Annotated in this window: 15 protein-coding genes and 1 riboswitch; of the genes, 8 read left to right on the forward strand and 7 right to left on the reverse strand. The window is 71.5% G+C overall.

Going from position 1 to position 14,265, the window contains the following annotated elements; all coding sequences use genetic code 11:
• Position 1: 1 nt before the first annotated feature.
• A complete protein-coding gene (thiS, locus tag ACWGO0_RS24570) occupies positions 2 to 226 on the reverse strand; it encodes a sulfur carrier protein ThiS (RefSeq protein WP_453538902.1) in 225 nt (74 codons plus the stop codon).
• Positions 223 to 1,413, reverse strand: coding sequence for a glycine oxidase ThiO (thiO, locus tag ACWGO0_RS24575; protein WP_453538905.1), 1,191 nt, complete (start codon positions 1,411 to 1,413; stop codon positions 223 to 225). Before thiO ends, thiS begins: the two co-directional genes overlap by 4 nt.
• Positions 1,411 to 1,523: riboswitch (TPP riboswitch) on the reverse strand. It overlaps the preceding gene by 3 nt.
• 92 nt (positions 1,524 to 1,615) lie before the next feature.
• Between thiO and ACWGO0_RS24580 the strand changes: the two genes are divergently transcribed.
• The 5 genes from ACWGO0_RS24580 to ACWGO0_RS24600 all read left to right on the forward strand — a co-directional run bounded on the left by ACWGO0_RS24580 (position 1,616) and on the right by ACWGO0_RS24600 (position 6,044).
• Positions 1,616 to 2,881, forward strand: coding sequence for an NAD(P)/FAD-dependent oxidoreductase (locus tag ACWGO0_RS24580; RefSeq protein WP_453538908.1), 1,266 nt, complete (start codon positions 1,616 to 1,618; stop codon positions 2,879 to 2,881).
• Positions 2,882 to 2,938: 57 nt separating this feature from the next.
• Positions 2,939 to 3,304 (forward strand): Rv2175c family DNA-binding protein, encoded by a 366-nt coding sequence (locus ACWGO0_RS24585; RefSeq protein ID WP_453538911.1) that lies wholly within the window; start codon positions 2,939 to 2,941, stop codon positions 3,302 to 3,304.
• A gap of 74 nt (positions 3,305 to 3,378) precedes the next feature.
• Positions 3,379 to 4,029, forward strand: coding sequence for a thiamine phosphate synthase (gene thiE / locus ACWGO0_RS24590; protein ID WP_453538914.1), 651 nt, complete (start codon positions 3,379 to 3,381; stop codon positions 4,027 to 4,029).
• Positions 4,030 to 4,164: 135 nt separating this feature from the next.
• A complete protein-coding gene (metF, locus tag ACWGO0_RS24595) occupies positions 4,165 to 5,082 on the forward strand; it encodes a methylenetetrahydrofolate reductase [NAD(P)H] (protein ID WP_453538917.1) in 918 nt (305 codons plus the stop codon).
• Between the two features lie 50 nt (positions 5,083 to 5,132).
• Positions 5,133 to 6,044: a hypothetical protein gene (locus ACWGO0_RS24600; RefSeq protein ID WP_453538920.1), complete on the forward strand. Its 912-nt coding sequence runs from the start codon at positions 5,133 to 5,135 to the stop codon at positions 6,042 to 6,044.
• A gap of 22 nt (positions 6,045 to 6,066) precedes the next feature.
• Here ACWGO0_RS24600 and ACWGO0_RS24605 read toward each other — a convergent pair whose 3' ends face one another.
• The 5 genes from ACWGO0_RS24605 to ACWGO0_RS24625 all read right to left on the reverse strand — a co-directional run bounded on the left by ACWGO0_RS24605 (position 6,067) and on the right by ACWGO0_RS24625 (position 12,045).
• Positions 6,067 to 7,584, reverse strand: a complete 1,518-nt coding sequence (locus tag ACWGO0_RS24605; protein ID WP_453538922.1) for a phytoene desaturase family protein — start codon at positions 7,582 to 7,584, stop codon at positions 6,067 to 6,069.
• Positions 7,585 to 7,615: 31 nt separating this feature from the next.
• Positions 7,616 to 8,233, reverse strand: a complete 618-nt coding sequence (locus ACWGO0_RS24610; RefSeq protein ID WP_453538924.1) for a DUF4126 domain-containing protein — start codon at positions 8,231 to 8,233, stop codon at positions 7,616 to 7,618.
• A gap of 347 nt (positions 8,234 to 8,580) precedes the next feature.
• Entirely contained in the window at positions 8,581 to 9,195 is a 615-nt protein-coding gene (locus tag ACWGO0_RS24615) for a TetR/AcrR family transcriptional regulator (protein WP_453538927.1), read from the reverse strand.
• Between the two features lie 29 nt (positions 9,196 to 9,224).
• Entirely contained in the window at positions 9,225 to 11,312 is a 2,088-nt protein-coding gene (locus ACWGO0_RS24620) for a YhgE/Pip family protein (RefSeq protein WP_453538930.1), read from the reverse strand.
• A complete protein-coding gene (locus tag ACWGO0_RS24625; RefSeq protein ID WP_453538933.1) occupies positions 11,284 to 12,045 on the reverse strand; it encodes an ATP-binding cassette domain-containing protein in 762 nt (253 codons plus the stop codon). The genes ACWGO0_RS24620 and ACWGO0_RS24625 overlap by 29 nt, the downstream gene beginning before the upstream one ends.
• A 166-nt stretch (positions 12,046 to 12,211) precedes the next feature.
• Between ACWGO0_RS24625 and ACWGO0_RS24630 the strand changes: the two genes are divergently transcribed.
• From ACWGO0_RS24630 to ACWGO0_RS24640, 3 genes are all read left to right on the forward strand, one after another.
• Positions 12,212 to 12,739, forward strand: coding sequence for an SAV_6107 family HEPN domain-containing protein (locus tag ACWGO0_RS24630; RefSeq protein WP_453538936.1), 528 nt, complete (start codon positions 12,212 to 12,214; stop codon positions 12,737 to 12,739).
• Between the two features lie 101 nt (positions 12,740 to 12,840).
• Positions 12,841 to 13,599: a class I SAM-dependent methyltransferase gene (locus tag ACWGO0_RS24635; protein ID WP_453538938.1), complete on the forward strand. Its 759-nt coding sequence runs from the start codon at positions 12,841 to 12,843 to the stop codon at positions 13,597 to 13,599.
• Positions 13,600 to 13,847: 248 nt separating this feature from the next.
• Positions 13,848 to 14,246, forward strand: a complete 399-nt coding sequence (locus tag ACWGO0_RS24640; RefSeq protein WP_453538941.1) for a DUF3040 domain-containing protein — start codon at positions 13,848 to 13,850, stop codon at positions 14,244 to 14,246.
• Positions 14,247 to 14,265: the final 19 nt, after the last annotated feature.

Below are 14,265 nucleotides of genomic sequence, written 5' to 3' on the forward strand. Positions count from 1 at the left end.
TTCAGCCTCCCTGGACGGCGGTGAGGACCTCGACGCGGTCGCCGTCGGCGAGCGCGGTGGAGGACCACTGGCTGCGCGGTACGACGGCCTCGTTGACGGCGGCGGCCACTCCGGAGTGCGAGACGGTGAGCGTCGCCACGAGGGTGTCCAGCGGGGTCGCGTGGGGGACGCTCCGGGGTTCCCCGTTCACGGAGATCAGAACGGGGTCTGACGAATGCTCGGTCATGCGGGCTGCTCCTGAGGCACGGGGGCTGCGGCGGGAGAGGGGGAGGGGGCGAAACGGCTCGGAGTGAACGGGCGGGCCACTTCCGGCAGGTCGCCGGTGGTCAGCACATGGGCCATCACGTCGCCGGTGACGGGGGTCAGCAGGACCCCGTTGCGATGGTGGCCGGTGGCGAGATGGAGGCCGGGCAGGGCCGTCGGACCCAGCAGCGGCGCGTTGTCGGGAGAGGCAGGGCGCAGGCCCGCCCGCGTTTCGGTGAGCGGCAGTTCGGTGATGCCGGGCACCAGCTCGTGCGCGTCGCGCAGCAGCTCGTACACCCCGCCCGCCGTGACGGTGGTGTCCCAGCCCAGCTCCTCGCTGGTGGCGCCGACGACCAGTTCGCCGTTCTCCCGGGGTACGAGGTACAGGTGGCTGCCGCGGACCACGGCACGCACCGTCCTGCTCAGGAAGGGGGCGTACGCGGGCGGCACGGTCAGCCGGAGCACCTGGCCCTTGACCGGGCGGACCGGCGGCACGACCTCGTCGGGCAGCCCCGCGAGCCGGCCGCTGAGGCTGCCCGCGGCGAGGACGACCCGGTCGGCGCCGATCTCCGTACCGTCCGCGAGCACCGCTCCGGTGGCGCGGTCGCGGACCACCGACAGCCGCTGCGTCCAGGCCCGGTGGAAGACCACCCCGGCGCGTTCGCAGGCGGTCAGCAGGGCGGCGGCCAGCCGTCGCGGATCGACCTGGTGGTCGCCGTCGACGCGCAGCCCGCCGCGTACGCCGGGCGCCAGCATCGGCTCAAGACGGCGGCACTCGCGGCCGGTGAGCCACTCGGACTCCAGCCCCGAACGCTGCTGCAAGGCGTGCAGTTCGCGCAGATGCGCCCGGTCGTCGGAGTCGAGCGCCACGGCCAGGGTGCCGCAGGCGCGGAAGCCGATCTCCTGTCCGCTCGCCTCCTCCAGCTCCGCCGCGAACGCCGGATAGCGGGCGGCGGACGCGACATTGAGACCGAGCAGTGTCTCCTCGCCGTAGTGGAGTTCGGTGACCGCGGCCAGCATTCCGGCCGCCACTCCGGCGGCCCCGCCGCCCGGCTCGGGGTCGGCCACCGCCGTACGCAGGCCGCGTTGCGCCGCCCGCCAGGCGGTCACAAGGCCGATGATGCCGCCCCCGATGACGAGGACGTCGCATCCGTTCCGTTGAGCACGCATGGGCTTCCAGCCCCTCCCTTCGCCGGCATGACCCGGATCAGGTTCGTACGGTCGGAGGCCGCCCAGCCTCCCTCTCAGCCCGGTGCGTCCGGGCTCCCGCGAGTCTTTTACGTTGGCCACCCTAAACCCCGTCACCCGTGGCGGGACGAGCGTCCGGAAGAACTATCTTCCTGACGGACCGTCAGTTGTTTATGGTGGACGGGTGAGCGAGCAGACGGAACAGCAGACGGCCGGGCAGCGGACACGCCACGTCGTGGTCGTGGGGGCGGGCATGGCCGGCGTCCAGACCGCGGTGGCCCTGCGCGAACGGGGCTTCACCGGGCCCGTCACGCTGATCGGCGCCGAACCGCATCAGCCGTACGACCGGCCGCCGCTCTCCAAGGCGGTCCTCCTCGGCAAGGCCGAGGACTCCGCCTTCGACGTCGACTTCGAGGCGCTGGACATCACTCTGCGTCTCGGTCTTGACGTGACGGGGCTGCGCCCCGGGGCGCACGAACTGGACACTCCGGACGGCCCCGTTCCGTACGGCACCCTGGTCGTCGCCACCGGCGCGGAACCGATCATGCTGCCGGGCTCCGAGGGAGTCCCCGGCGTCCACCTCCTGCGCACCCTCGACGACGCGGCACGGCTGCGGCCCGTCCTGGAGCGGCAGCACGACATCGTGGTCGTCGGAGCGGGCTGGATCGGAGCGGAGTTCGCCACCGCGGCCCGCGCCGCCGGCTGCGCGGTCACCGTCGTCGAGGCGGCCGGGCGGCCCCTCGCGGGCGCCCTGCCCGCGGAGGTGGCAGCCCCCATGGCCCAGTGGTACGCGCAGAGCGGCGCCGAACTGCTCACCGGCGCCCGGGTGGCCCGGGTCGAGCCCGGCGCCGTCGTCCTGGCGGACGGCCGTGCGATCCCCGCCGGAGCGGTGGTCGTGGGCATCGGCGCCCGCCCCGCCACCCGCTGGCTGGCCGGATCCGGCATCGCACTCGGCCCGGACGGCTCGGTCACCGCGGACAGCATGCTGCGCAGCTCACTGCCCGACGTGTACGCGGTCGGGGACTGTGCCTCCTTCCCCTCCGCCCGCTACGGCGAACGCCTGCTCGTCCACCACTGGGACAACGCGCTCCAGGGGCCGCGGACCGTCGCCGCCGCCATCACCGCAGCCGACGGCGACGGGCAGCCGCAGCCGTACGACCCGGTGCCGTACTTCTGGTCCGAGCAGTTCGACCGCTTTGTGCAGTACGCAGGCCACCACGCGGGCGCCGACACCCTGCTGTGGCGCGGCGACCCGGCACAAGCCGCCTGGTCCGTGTGCTGGCTGCGCGAAGGAGTCCTGGTCGCCGTACTGGCCGTAGGCCGTCCGCGCGATCTGGCCCAGGGTCGCAAGCTCATCGAATCGGGCGCCCGTGTGGACCCGGAGCGGGCCGCCGACCCCTCCGTACCGCTGAAATCGGCGAAACAGGGGAACTCCGACACCACCTCGTGACCCCCTTACGGTCGGCCCGGCTACCGACTGTCAGTCCGGGATGGCACGCTTGTCCTTGTGACCGAGATTGACGCAAAGATCGATGCTCTCGTCCCTGCCTGGCTCCACCTCCCCGACATCGCGGAAATGCTCGATATCGAGGTGACGCGCGTGCGACAGCTGGTCAAGGAAGGCCAGCTCATCGCCGTACGACGTGGTGAGAACCGGGCACTCCAGGTGCCTGCCGCCTTCATCGACGGCGACAAGGTGGTCAAGGGCCTCGCGGGGACCCTGACACTCCTGAGGGACGACGGCTACAAGGACGAAGAGATGCTGGAGTGGCTCTTCACTCCCGACGCGACCCTGCCCGGTACCCCCGCGCAGGCGCTGAGTGAGAATCGCGGTACGGAGGTGAAGCGTCGCGCGCAGGCGCTCGCCGTCTGACCGAGACAACCGCACACGGAGTGCGGGCCGTGCCACACGGCCCGCACCCCGCCGTACCGACGGGGGAATTCACCATGTCCACGCCTCGCACGCCGCTGTCCGACGCCCGGCTCTATCTGTGCACGGACGCACGCAGGCGGCAGGGCGACCTCCCCGCGTTCCTGGACGCCGTTCTCAGCTCCGGCGTGGACATCGTCCAGCTGCGCGACAAGGGCATGGAGGCCGGGGAGGAGCTCGAACATCTCGCGGTGTTCGCCGATGCCTGCAAGCGCCACGGGAAGCTCCTCGCGGTGAACGACCGCGCCGATGTCGCCCACGCCATCGGCTCCGACGTGCTGCACCTCGGGCAGGGAGACCTGCCGGTGCCCGCCGCCCGGGCTGTCATCGGCCAGGACGTGGTGATCGGCCGCTCCACCCATGCCGAGTCCGAGGTGGACGCCGCGGTCGCCGAGCCCGGCGTGGACTACTTCTGCACGGGCCCCTGCTGGCCCACCCCCACCAAGCCCGGCCGCTACGCACCGGGCCTCGGCCTCGTGCGGTACGCGGCCTCGCTCGCCCAGCCGCGCCCCTGGTTCGCCATCGGCGGGATCGACGCCGGCAATCTGGACGAGGTGCTGGACGCGGGCGCCCGCCGGGTCGTCGTCGTACGGGCGATCACCGAGGCCGATGATCCGGCCGCGGCCACCGCTCACCTCGCCGAGCGCATCAGGGCGCGCACCAGCTGAGCAGGGCGTTGTCCCGGGGTGTTGCCGGGGGCGCTGTCCGGGTTGTTGTCCGAAGGGTGGACAACAACCCCTTCAATTCGGGCAAATTGCACTGATCTGGTTGGGGTACCGCTCAGCCCTGGTTAACCTCCCAGTATGGCCCTTGGCACACCCTCCACCAGGACAGATCACGCGCGCACCGTGCGTGAGCTGCTCGCGACCGGCAAGACCTCGTACTCGTTCGAGTTCTGGGCGCCCAAGACGGAAAAGGGTGAGCGGAACCTCTGGAATGCGCTGCGCCGGGTCGAGGCGGTCGCCCCGAGCTTCGTCTCCGTGACGTACGGAGCCGGTGGTTCCACCCGCTCCGGGACGGTCAGGGCGACGCAGCAGATCGCCGAGGACTCCACGCTCACGCCCGTCGCGCACCTCACCGCCGTCGACCACTCGATCGCGGAACTGCGCAACATGGTCGGGCAGTACGCGGACGCCGGAATCCGGAACATCCTCGCCGTGCGCGGAGATCCGCCCGGCGACCCGATGGGCGAGTGGGTCAAGCACCCGCAGGGTGTGCGGTACGCGGCCGACCTCGTCAGGCTCATCAAGGAGTCCGGCGATTTCTGTGTCGGTGTCGCCGCCTTTCCCGAAATGCACCCGCGCTCGGCCGACTGGGACACCGACATCGGTCATTTCGTGGACAAGTGCCGTGCCGGCGCCGATTATGCGATCACGCAGATGTTCTTCAACTCGGAGGACTATCTGCGGATGCGTGACCGTGTGGTTGCGGCGGGTTGCGAAACGCCCATCATTCCCGAGGTGATGCCGCTCACCAGTGCCAGGCAACTGGAAAGATTCGCCCAGCTCAGCAACGCATCTTTCCCTTCCTCGTTGAAAGAACGCATCCTCGCCGCCAAGGACGATCCCGCCGCTGTACGCTCCATTGGCATCGAGTTCGCAACGGAGTTCTGCGCGAGGTTGCTCTCCGAGGGTGTCCCCGGACTGCACTTCATTACGCTCAACAACTCGACGGCAACGCTCGAGATCTACGAGAATCTCGGACTGCACAAGCAGTCCTGACCGGCCGTACCCGCCACCAACCGGGGCGGTGGCCGTAGGAGGGGGCGGGCGTGGGCTGGACGGTCCTCTACATCGCATTCGGCATCGTGGCACTGTGGCTGCTCGGTGAGGTGCTGCTGCAGTACAAGGCACGGCTGCGCTGGAGGCTGCTCGCCTTCGGTGGCTTCCTCGGGGTGGTCATAGGCGTGTTGATCCCGTCCGTGCTGGTGATCGCCCTCGGCGCGATCGCCTTCGCGACCGGCCAGACCTATGTGACGCTCTCCTTTAGGCGGGGCTTCTCCACGGGCTGGGCCATAGGAGGCAGCCCCGGCGAGAGCCGCCGTCGCCGCGGCGGAGGCGAGCGGGCCGAGACCAGGGAGCCGACCCTGGAAGTCTCCGACCTGGAGTACCGGGCCGAACCGGAGACCCCTGCCGCGGTCTACGCACCGGAGCCGCTGCCGGACGACACCGGGCAGTACGGCGTGTACACCGAGGCCGCCTACGCCGCCGCGCCCGGCGGCGGGAGCCGTACGGAGCAGGGCGAGGCCCAGTACGACGCCTACGCGCCGTACCCCGACTACACCCAGCCCGCCCAGGACGCCTACACCGGGCAGGACGGCTACGCGACGCAGGGCACGTCCCCGGGCCAGGACACCTACGCCGGGCAGTACGACTACGGGACCGGCCAGCAGAGCTACGCGGCGTACTCCGACCCGTACATCGGGACCGGCACCACCGGCGGCTCCGCGCCGTACGGCTCGTACGACAGCTACGGCAACGGTTACGACAGCTACGGCGGCCAGCAGCAGTACGCCGAGCCCTACCCGCAGCAGTACGGCCAGGAGACCCCTCCGGGAGGGGTCTGGGTTCCGCAGCAGCGCGAGGCCGAGCAGTACCCCCCGATGCCGCAGCAGGAGCCCGTACAGCCCGCCCCTTACGGCAACGGCTACGACACCGGTCAGAACGAGCCCTACCGCTACTGACGGCCCCTTCGGGGCCCGTCGCTCAGCGCGAACCGCGGAAGCCGTCACCCTCCACGACGAGTCCGGCGACCAGCGCCCCCGACATCCCGGCGTGCGCCAGTCCGCCGCCGGGATGCGACCAGCCGCCCGCCAGATACAGGCCGGGCAGCCGGGTGCGGTTTCCCGGGTGCAGCCAGGCGCCACCGGCCCCGGCCAGCGCGGGCGCGGGCACCGAGCCGCCCTCGGCGCCGGTGTCCGCCGCGGTCTCGGCGGGGGTCCGCACCTCCGCGTGGATCACCCGCTCCCGCAGGCCGGGCACGGCGGCGCAGGCCACGCCGATGACCGTGTCCGCGTACCGCTCTCGCAGCGCGGCGTCCGTCCAGTCGACCGGGCCGTGCGGGGCCACCGTCACCATCAGGGTCACCGCCTCGTGCGCGTCGTCCGGGCGGGTCGACGGATCGTCCGGCCGCATCACCGTCACGGTCGGCCGCCCGGCGAGCCGGCCGCCGAACACGGCATCCCGCTCCGCCTCCCCGTCCGCTCCGTGCACCACGGTCCGGTGCACCGCACCCGGCTCCCGGGCGCCGCGCAACGACAGCAGAACCACGAACCGGCCCGGCACCGGACCGCTCCCCGGGCGCGGCTGCGCCGCCACGTCCCCGTCCTGCCACAGCGCCTGACCGGGCACCAGCTCCGCACGCGGCTGCGCGGCCAGCACCACATGATCGGCCTCGGCGCTCTCCCCGCCCGCCAGCTCGACGCCCGCCGCCCGGCCGTCCTTCTCGATGATCCGGACGACCTCGGCCCCGAAGACGAAGGTCACCCGCCGCGCCAGGCACCGCTCGTACACCGCCTGGGCCAGCGCCCGCATGCCCCCGGTGACATACCAGCTGCCGAAGGTCTCCTGCATGTACGGAATGAGGGCGGCGCCCGCCGGGGCGCTGCGCGGGTCCAGCCCGTACGACAGGGCGTACCCGTCGAGCAGCGCCGCCAGCCGGGGGTCGGCCAGCTCCCAGGCACCGATCTCCGCGACCGTCCCCGCCTGCCGGGGGGACCGCAGGAGCCTGCGCTGCCTGACCGCGGGATAGGGATCGCGCCCGAGGACCTGCCAGTCGGGACGCAGCGGCTCCTCCAGCAGGGGGCGCCGCGAGCGGTCCCAGGCGTCACCCGCCCGGTCCAGGAACGCGCCCCAGCTGCCACCTGCGCCCGCCCCGAGCGCCTCGTCCAGAGCGGCGACGGCGCCGGCCCGGGAAGCGTTGGGCAGCGACACCGCCGTGCCGTCCGCGAAGAGATGCCGGCTCGCCGGGTCCACCTGGGTCAGCGTGACGCACTGCTCCAGGGGCTCCTTGCCGGTCTTCACGAACAGATCGCGGTAGACGGCGGGCAGGTGCAGCAGGGCGGGCCCGGTGTCGAATGCGAAGCCGTCACGGGCATACCGGCCGACCGAGCCGCCGTATGTCGCTGACCGCTCGTACACCGTCACCCGGTGGCCTGCCACGGCCAGCCGGGCCGCCGCCGCCATCGCGCCCGTCCCGGCGCCGATCACCGCAATTCGTGCCATGTCAGTGACCCTAAACGGTGCCACTGACACCTCACTCGGGAGGCCGGTGCAGGACGCTTTCCGCCAGGCGTTTCTCCTCGCGCCGCTGGGCCCTGCGGCGCAGGAACCGGCGGATCCGCGAGGCCAGGAAGACGAGTATCACCATCCCGAGGACCAGCAGCGTCGCGGCGATGGAAGCGGCGGCCACCGGATGGAACATGGCGAAGGTGATGATCCCGGCGACACCCAGGTCCTCGGCCGTGCTCACCGCGATGTTGCTGAACGGCTCGGGGGAGGTGTTGACCGCCATCCTGGTGCCCGCCTTCACCAGATGGCTCATCAGTGCGGTGGAACCGCCGACGGCCCCGGCCGCGAGCTCCGGCAGTGAACCGCTCTCGCCGGCCAGCAGCGCGGCGACGACGGCCCCGGACAGCGGCCGGACGACGGTGTGCACCGAGTCCCAGGCCGAGTCCACGTACGGGATCTTGTCCGCCACCGCCTCGCACAGGAACAGCACACCGGCCACCACGAGGACATCGGTGCGCTGCAACGCGGCGGGCACCTCGTCGGTGAGACCGGTCGCGCCGAAGACGCCGAGCAACAGGACCACCGCGTAGGCGTTGATCCCGCTCGCCCAGCCACTCGTGAACACCAGGGGGAGTACGGACACGGACGCGATCGTAACCAGCCGGGGTCCGGCCCGGGTGGGGTTGCGTGCGCAGCCCTGAGTATCCGTACCTAGTGAGAGAGATGAGTAGGCGCACGGATAGGCCCTGACCTGCGCGGACGGCAGAGTGTGGAGCACGGAAGGGGCACGGCGCCAGGACCGCCGACACGGGGCGGCGGAACGGCGCGGATGTCCCGGACGGAACGGGGGTGCACGGCGGAGGACCCGCGGCCACGGGGGAACACGGGGGTCACGGGGGAGGGTTCTCCGGCAGCACGGAAAACGCCGGTCCGGTGGAGTTCGAGGGGGATCGAACTCCACCGGACCGGCGTCTTCGTGTCCGGGTCCGCTCAGCGCCGTCCGCTGACCCGCCCGTGCAGCAGCAGGGACAGCGCCGAGTGCACATCGTCTATCGACCGCTCCGGCTGGAACGCCTGCCAGTCGAGCGCCGCCACCAGCACCATCCCGACGAGCGCCGCGGCGGTCAGCGGAATGTCGATCTCCTCGCTCAGCTCGCCGTTGCGGACACCTTCCCTGAGCACCCCTTCGACGACGGCCACGGCCTCCTGGCGCACCACCAGGAGGGTCGCCTGCCAGGCGCGGTTGGTGCGCCAGAGCTCGGCGACGTACAGCTGGGTGAAGGCCGGATACCGGTCGATGAAGACCAGGCCCGCCCGGATCATCGCGTCCAGGGCCTCCACCCGGGTGCCGCCGCGCGCCTCGGTCTCCTCGGACGCGGAGCGCAGCGAAGCCGTGAGCAGCCCGACGCCGTGCCGCAACAGCTCCTCGAAGAGCTCGGTCTTGCTCTTGAAGTTGTAGTAGACCGTGCCCTTGGCGACCCCGGCGCGCTCGGCGATCTCGTCCACCGTGGTGGCGGAGAACCCCTTCTCGGCGATGAGGGTCACCGCCGCCTCGTAGAGCTTCTGCCGGGTGGCCTGGCGGCGCGTGGTGCTACTGCTTTCCATGCGGTCGATTCTCACAGGTCCGTGCGCGCTCACAGACTCAGCTCCGGATGCAGGCGGTCCAGGGTCCACACCTGCTTGCGCCGTGCGGACACGGCTGTCAGCGCCAGCGCGCCCGCGGTGAACGCAGCCAGGACCGCGCAGGCGTGCCAGACAGGTCCGAGGCCGCCGCCGGTGATCAGCCGGCGCAGCCCCTCGACGATGTAGCTCATCGGCAGGAAGGGATGGATCGCGCCGAAGAAGCCGGGGCTGGTCTGGACGGGGTACGTTCCGCCCGCCGAGGTCAGCTGGAGCATCAGCACCGCGAGGACGAGGATGCGTCCCGCCGCTCCGAAGCGGGCGTTGAGCCACTGCACGATCGCCGCGAAGCAGCAGGTCACCAGGGCCAGGAAGCCGATCGTCGCGGCGGGGTGCGCCATCTGGAGACCGAGTCCCCAGTGCAGTACGGACATCAGCGCGGCGACCTGGAGCACACCGATCGCGACGACCGGCAGCCAGCCGGCGAAGGCGATGCGCCAGGCGGAGGCCCCGGCGGCGAGCGCCCGCCTGTTGAGCGGCTGGATCAGCATGTACGCCACCATCGCGCCGACCCAGAGGGAGAGCGGGATGAAGTACGGGGCGAATCCGGTGCCGTAGTTCGGGGCCGTGTGCAGGGACTTGGACGCCAGCTGAACGGGATCGGCCATGACGCCCGTACGCGCGTCCCGGTCCTTCTCGGAGTAGTCGGGGATCTTCCCGACGCCGTCGTTCAGTCCCTGGGCGAGGGTCGCCGAACCGTCGCCGAGACGGAAGAGGCCGCTGTCCAGGTCGGTGGCGCCGGACTTCAGTCTGCCGACACCCGTGTCCAGGTCCGAGGAGCCCGTCTTCGCCGTTCCCAGCCCGGTGTGGAGCGCGTCGGCGCCCTTGGCGACCTTGTGGGCGCCCGTGTTGAGCGCGTTGATCTTCGCGACCGCGGACTCCAGGTCGGTGTCCAACTGCGGCGAACGCTTCGCGAGGGCTTCGGCCTGCCCCTGGAGCGTCGTCAGCTGGCCGCGCAGCTTCTTCAGGTCACCGTCCTGGTTCTTGACGAGCACGTTCACGTCGTCGGCGACCTTCGCCACGTCGGCCGTCGCCGTCATGGCCCGCTTCAGCGGCGGGCAGACGCCGGGGTCGGGCAGCAACTGGTCCTCGCAGCGGGTGCGGTGGACCTCGGCGAGCTCGTCGGCCGCGGTGTGCGCGGCGGTGGCCGCGGTGGGCGCCGCCTCCACCAGCAGATCGAGGTTGTCCCGCACGGTCTTCGACGAGTCGGCGACCAGCCGGGCCGTGTCGCCGATCGCCTTGCCGTTGTCCTTGAGGAACGGGCGTACGTCGGCGGCGATGCCGTTGACCTTGTCGGCGAGGGCCTGGGTGCCGTTCGCGACCTGGCGCGACCCGGTTTCGAGGTCGCCCGCGCCCTTGTTCAGTTTGGTGATCCCGCCGGCCAGCCGACCGCTGCCCGCCTTGGTGTCCTTGAGCCCGCTCGCGAGGTTCTCGGAGCCCTTCTTGGCCTTGGAGATACCGCCCTTGAGGTCGTCGGCCCCCTTCGCGGCCTTCTCCGTGGCGTCATGGATTCCGGAGAACGAGATGAAGATCCGGTCCAGGAACCCGCGCGAGGCGTTCGTCGACGCCGCCGTGCGCACCTCGGAGAACACCGTGCGGGATATCTGCCCGACGATGTAGTTGTTCGCGTCGTTCGTCCGTACCTGGAGGGCGCCCGTCTCGGGGGAGTCGCCCGAACTGGAGGCGATCCGCTCGCTGAAGTCGGACGGCATGGTCAGCGAGAGGTAGTACGTGCCGTCCTCGACACCCCGGCCGGCCTCGACGGAGCTCACCTCGTGCCACTCGAAGACCTTGGAGTCGCGCAGCTTGCCGGTGATCTCGTCCCCGGCGGCGAGGCGCTTGCCCGAGACGGACGCCCCCTTGTCGTCGTTGACCAGCGCGACGGGGATCCTGTCGAGGCGCCCGTACGGGTCCCAGAACGACCACAGGTAAAGGGCTCCGTACAGCAGGGGCAGCAGCAGGAGCGCCACCAGAGCGGCACGCGGCAGCTTCCCCCTGCCGAACCGCTTCAGCTCAAGCGCTGCCAGTTTCGGCGATCGCATCGGCCGTCCCCTCCTCGGTCGTGGTGTCGGTGGGTGTCGTGGTTCCGGTGCGCACGGTGAGCGCGCCCTCGGGGGCCTCGCTGCACACGGCGAGCACCGTCGTGCCGTCGTCGGCGAGGGTGCGCAGCAGTGCCCAGGCCTCGGCGCGCTCGGCGTCGGACAGCTTGAGGTCGGTGTCGTCCACGGCGAGCAGCTGCGGGCGGCCGATCAGGGCGAGGGCGATGGACAGGCGCAGCGCCTCCAGCCGCTCCAGATCGCGTACGGAGGTCCGTTCGGCCTTGGGCAGGGCGGCGGGATCGAGTCCGGCCGCGTCAAGCGCGGCGTCGATACGGGCCCGGGCGGTGGCGGCGCGTTCGGCGCGGGGGCGGAGCAGGGTGCGCAGCGAGCCGTCGTAGCGGCGCTGGAGCAGGGCGCGCTCGCGCAGGTGCTCGGCGACGGTGAACGCGGGGTCGAGCTCGCTCACGCCGGGGACCGGACCCAGGGCGCTGATCCTGCGGACCGCGGCGAGCTTGCCCGGCAGGCGCAGACCGCCGGTCTCGGCGTGGCCCTCGGTGGAGCGCATCCGGCCGGTGAGCGCGAGGAGCAGACAGGTGCGCCCGGAGCCGGACGGACCCTCGATCGCGAGGAGTGATCCGGGCCCGGCGGTGAAACCGACCCCCCGGAAGGCCCAACCGCGCGGTCCCTCGAGCCCGAAGTCCTCGGCTCTGACAGCTGCCCCGTGCGGGCTGTCCACAGACTCTCCCCTTTTTGAACTGACCAGTCAGTGCAAAAACTTAGCCCGAACTCGCGATCGAAGCAAAAGGCCAGGTCAGAGGCGTATCGAGGGGAATTGTCAGTGGTGACCGTCACCATGGATACAGACGGCCACGAAGCCGTCACACGACGACAGGAGGTTCGTCATGGCCAGCTCGTCCGCAGCAGCCGCCCCGCGGCGCCGCCCAGGCAGCCCTGCCCCCTCACCGACCGGTCCGGCAAGCGACGTCCACCCCGTACTGCGCCGGGCCACGGCGCCGCCCGCCGCCCTCGATCTGCTCGCCAAGGCCCGCGGCGGCCTCGACGAGGCCGCCGTGCTCGACGTGCCGAACGAGCGGTACGCCACCGCCCACCTGGCCGCGCTGCGCACCGCGGCTGCCGTGCTCGCGGCCCGTGGCCGCCCCGAGACCAGCAGGCGCCGCCGGGAGCGGATCCGCAGCGCCTGGGAGGTCCTGCCGGAAATAGCCCCGGAGCTCACCGAATGGAGCGCCCTGTTCGCCTCAGGGGCCGTGCGCAGGGCCCGCGCCGAAGCCGGCATACCGGGCGCCGCCACCAGCCGGGACGCCGACGATCTGCTGCGCGACGCCGCCATGTTCCTGCGGCTGGTCGAGCGGCTGCTGGTGCTCCAGCCGGTGCTTCCCCAACCGAGAAACGGGCAGGCCGAAGCGGGGTGACCGGGGCGGCGGCGCGAGGCAATAGGGTGGGCGGACCCGTACCACCTGCACTGTTCACGCTCCGCCGTCAGTGGCGGCACCGTGCCGAGGAGTCAACTGCCGTGTCGGACCAGCCGCGCCCCCGCGCCTCCCTCCGTACCGCCGTGGTCTGGGAGGTCCTGAAGGACGCTCTCGACCGCCGGGTCAAGGCGACCGGCAGGGACACCCTGGACGTCCTGGACACCGGTGGCGGCACCGGAAACTTCGCGGTGCCCGTCGCCCGGCTCGGCCACCGGGTCACCGTCGTCGACCCCAGCCCCAACGCGCTCTTCGCGCTGGAGCGCCGTGCCGCCGAGGACGGCATGGCCGAACGGGTCAACGGGGTCCAGGGAGACATCCTCGGCCTGTTCGACGTGGTGGAGCGCGGCAGCTACGACGCGGTCCTGTGCCACGGAGTCCTGGAGTACGTGGACGACCCCGCCGAGGGCGTGCGGAACGCGGTCGACGCGCTCCGCCCGTCCGGCGCCCTCAGCCTGCTGGCCGCCGGACTCGGCGGCGCCGTCCTCGCGCGGGCGCTCGCCGGTCACTTCACCGAGGCCCGGCACGCCCTGACCGACCCGGCGGGCCGCTGGGGCGACGGCGACCCGGTGCCCCGGCGCTTCAGCGCCGACCAGCTCACCGAGCTGGTCGCCGCCGCAGGCATGGAGGTCGGAGCGGTCCATGGCGTACGGGTCTTCGCCGACCTCGTACCGGGCGTCCTGGTGGACACCGAACCGGGCGCGGTCGAGGCGCTCCTCAAGCTGGAGGCCGCCGTGGCCGAACTGCCGTCCTTCCACGCCGTCGCGACCCAGCTGCACGTTCTGGGCGAGAAGCGCGGCTGATCAGCAACGCAGCTGCAGACGGAGTACGGCTCCGGGACCCCGATCAGCGCTCCGGCCCCGTATGATCGGGTGACACCATTCGGCATGACGGATCGGACGTCGGGGAATCTACGCCTCAGCAGACGAACCGACATGGCGGTCCGGACTGGTTAATGGCTACAGGGCGGGTTTCACGGGGGCGAATCCCTGCCTATCCTGGAAGGGCCGCATACCGGTCGCCCCCCGCGGCCGACGACTAGGAGGACTCCGTGCCGCTCTCGGAGCACGAGCAGCGAATGCTCGAGCAGATGGAGCGAGCGCTGTACGCCGAAGATCCCAAGTTCGCGACAGCGCTTGAGGGAAGCGGGCTGCGTACGTACACCCGACGACGGGTCTACCAGGCGGTCGCTGGCTTTCTGGTGGGTATCGCGCTCCTCATGGCCGGAATGGTCGCCCAGCAGATCTGGATCAGCGTGGTGGGGTTCCTCGTCATGCTGGGCTGTGCCGTGCTCGCGGTCACCGGGTGGCGCAAAGCGCCCAAGCCCGGGGAACAACAGCCGGCGGGGAGCGGGGCCAAAGGCGAACGCCGACAGCCCAAGCAGCGCCGGTCGATGATGAACCGGATCGAGCAACGGTGGCAGCGCCGCCGTGACGAACAGGGCCAATAAGCATTTCCGTCCCCGGAAG

It is taken from the genome of Streptomyces sp. NPDC055749, from assembly GCF_053617235.1.

Coding starts and splice junctions, on each gene's coding strand:
- thiO (WP_453538905.1), bottom strand. CDS start 1,413: ATGCGTGCTCAACGGAACGGATGCGACGTCCTCGTCATCGGGGGCGGC.
- metF (WP_453538917.1), top strand. CDS start 4,165: ATGGCCCTTGGCACACCCTCCACCAGGACAGATCACGCGCGCACCGTG.
- ACWGO0_RS24630 (WP_453538936.1), top strand. CDS start 12,212: ATGGCCAGCTCGTCCGCAGCAGCCGCCCCGCGGCGCCGCCCAGGCAGC.
- thiS (WP_453538902.1), bottom strand. CDS start 226: ATGACCGAGCATTCGTCAGACCCCGTTCTGATCTCCGTGAACGGGGAA.
- ACWGO0_RS24620 (WP_453538930.1), bottom strand. CDS start 11,312: ATGCGATCGCCGAAACTGGCAGCGCTTGAGCTGAAGCGGTTCGGCAGG.
- ACWGO0_RS24615 (WP_453538927.1), bottom strand. CDS start 9,195: ATGGAAAGCAGTAGCACCACGCGCCGCCAGGCCACCCGGCAGAAGCTC.
- ACWGO0_RS24605 (WP_453538922.1), bottom strand. CDS start 7,584: ATGGCACGAATTGCGGTGATCGGCGCCGGGACGGGCGCGATGGCGGCG.
- thiE (WP_453538914.1), top strand. CDS start 3,379: ATGTCCACGCCTCGCACGCCGCTGTCCGACGCCCGGCTCTATCTGTGC.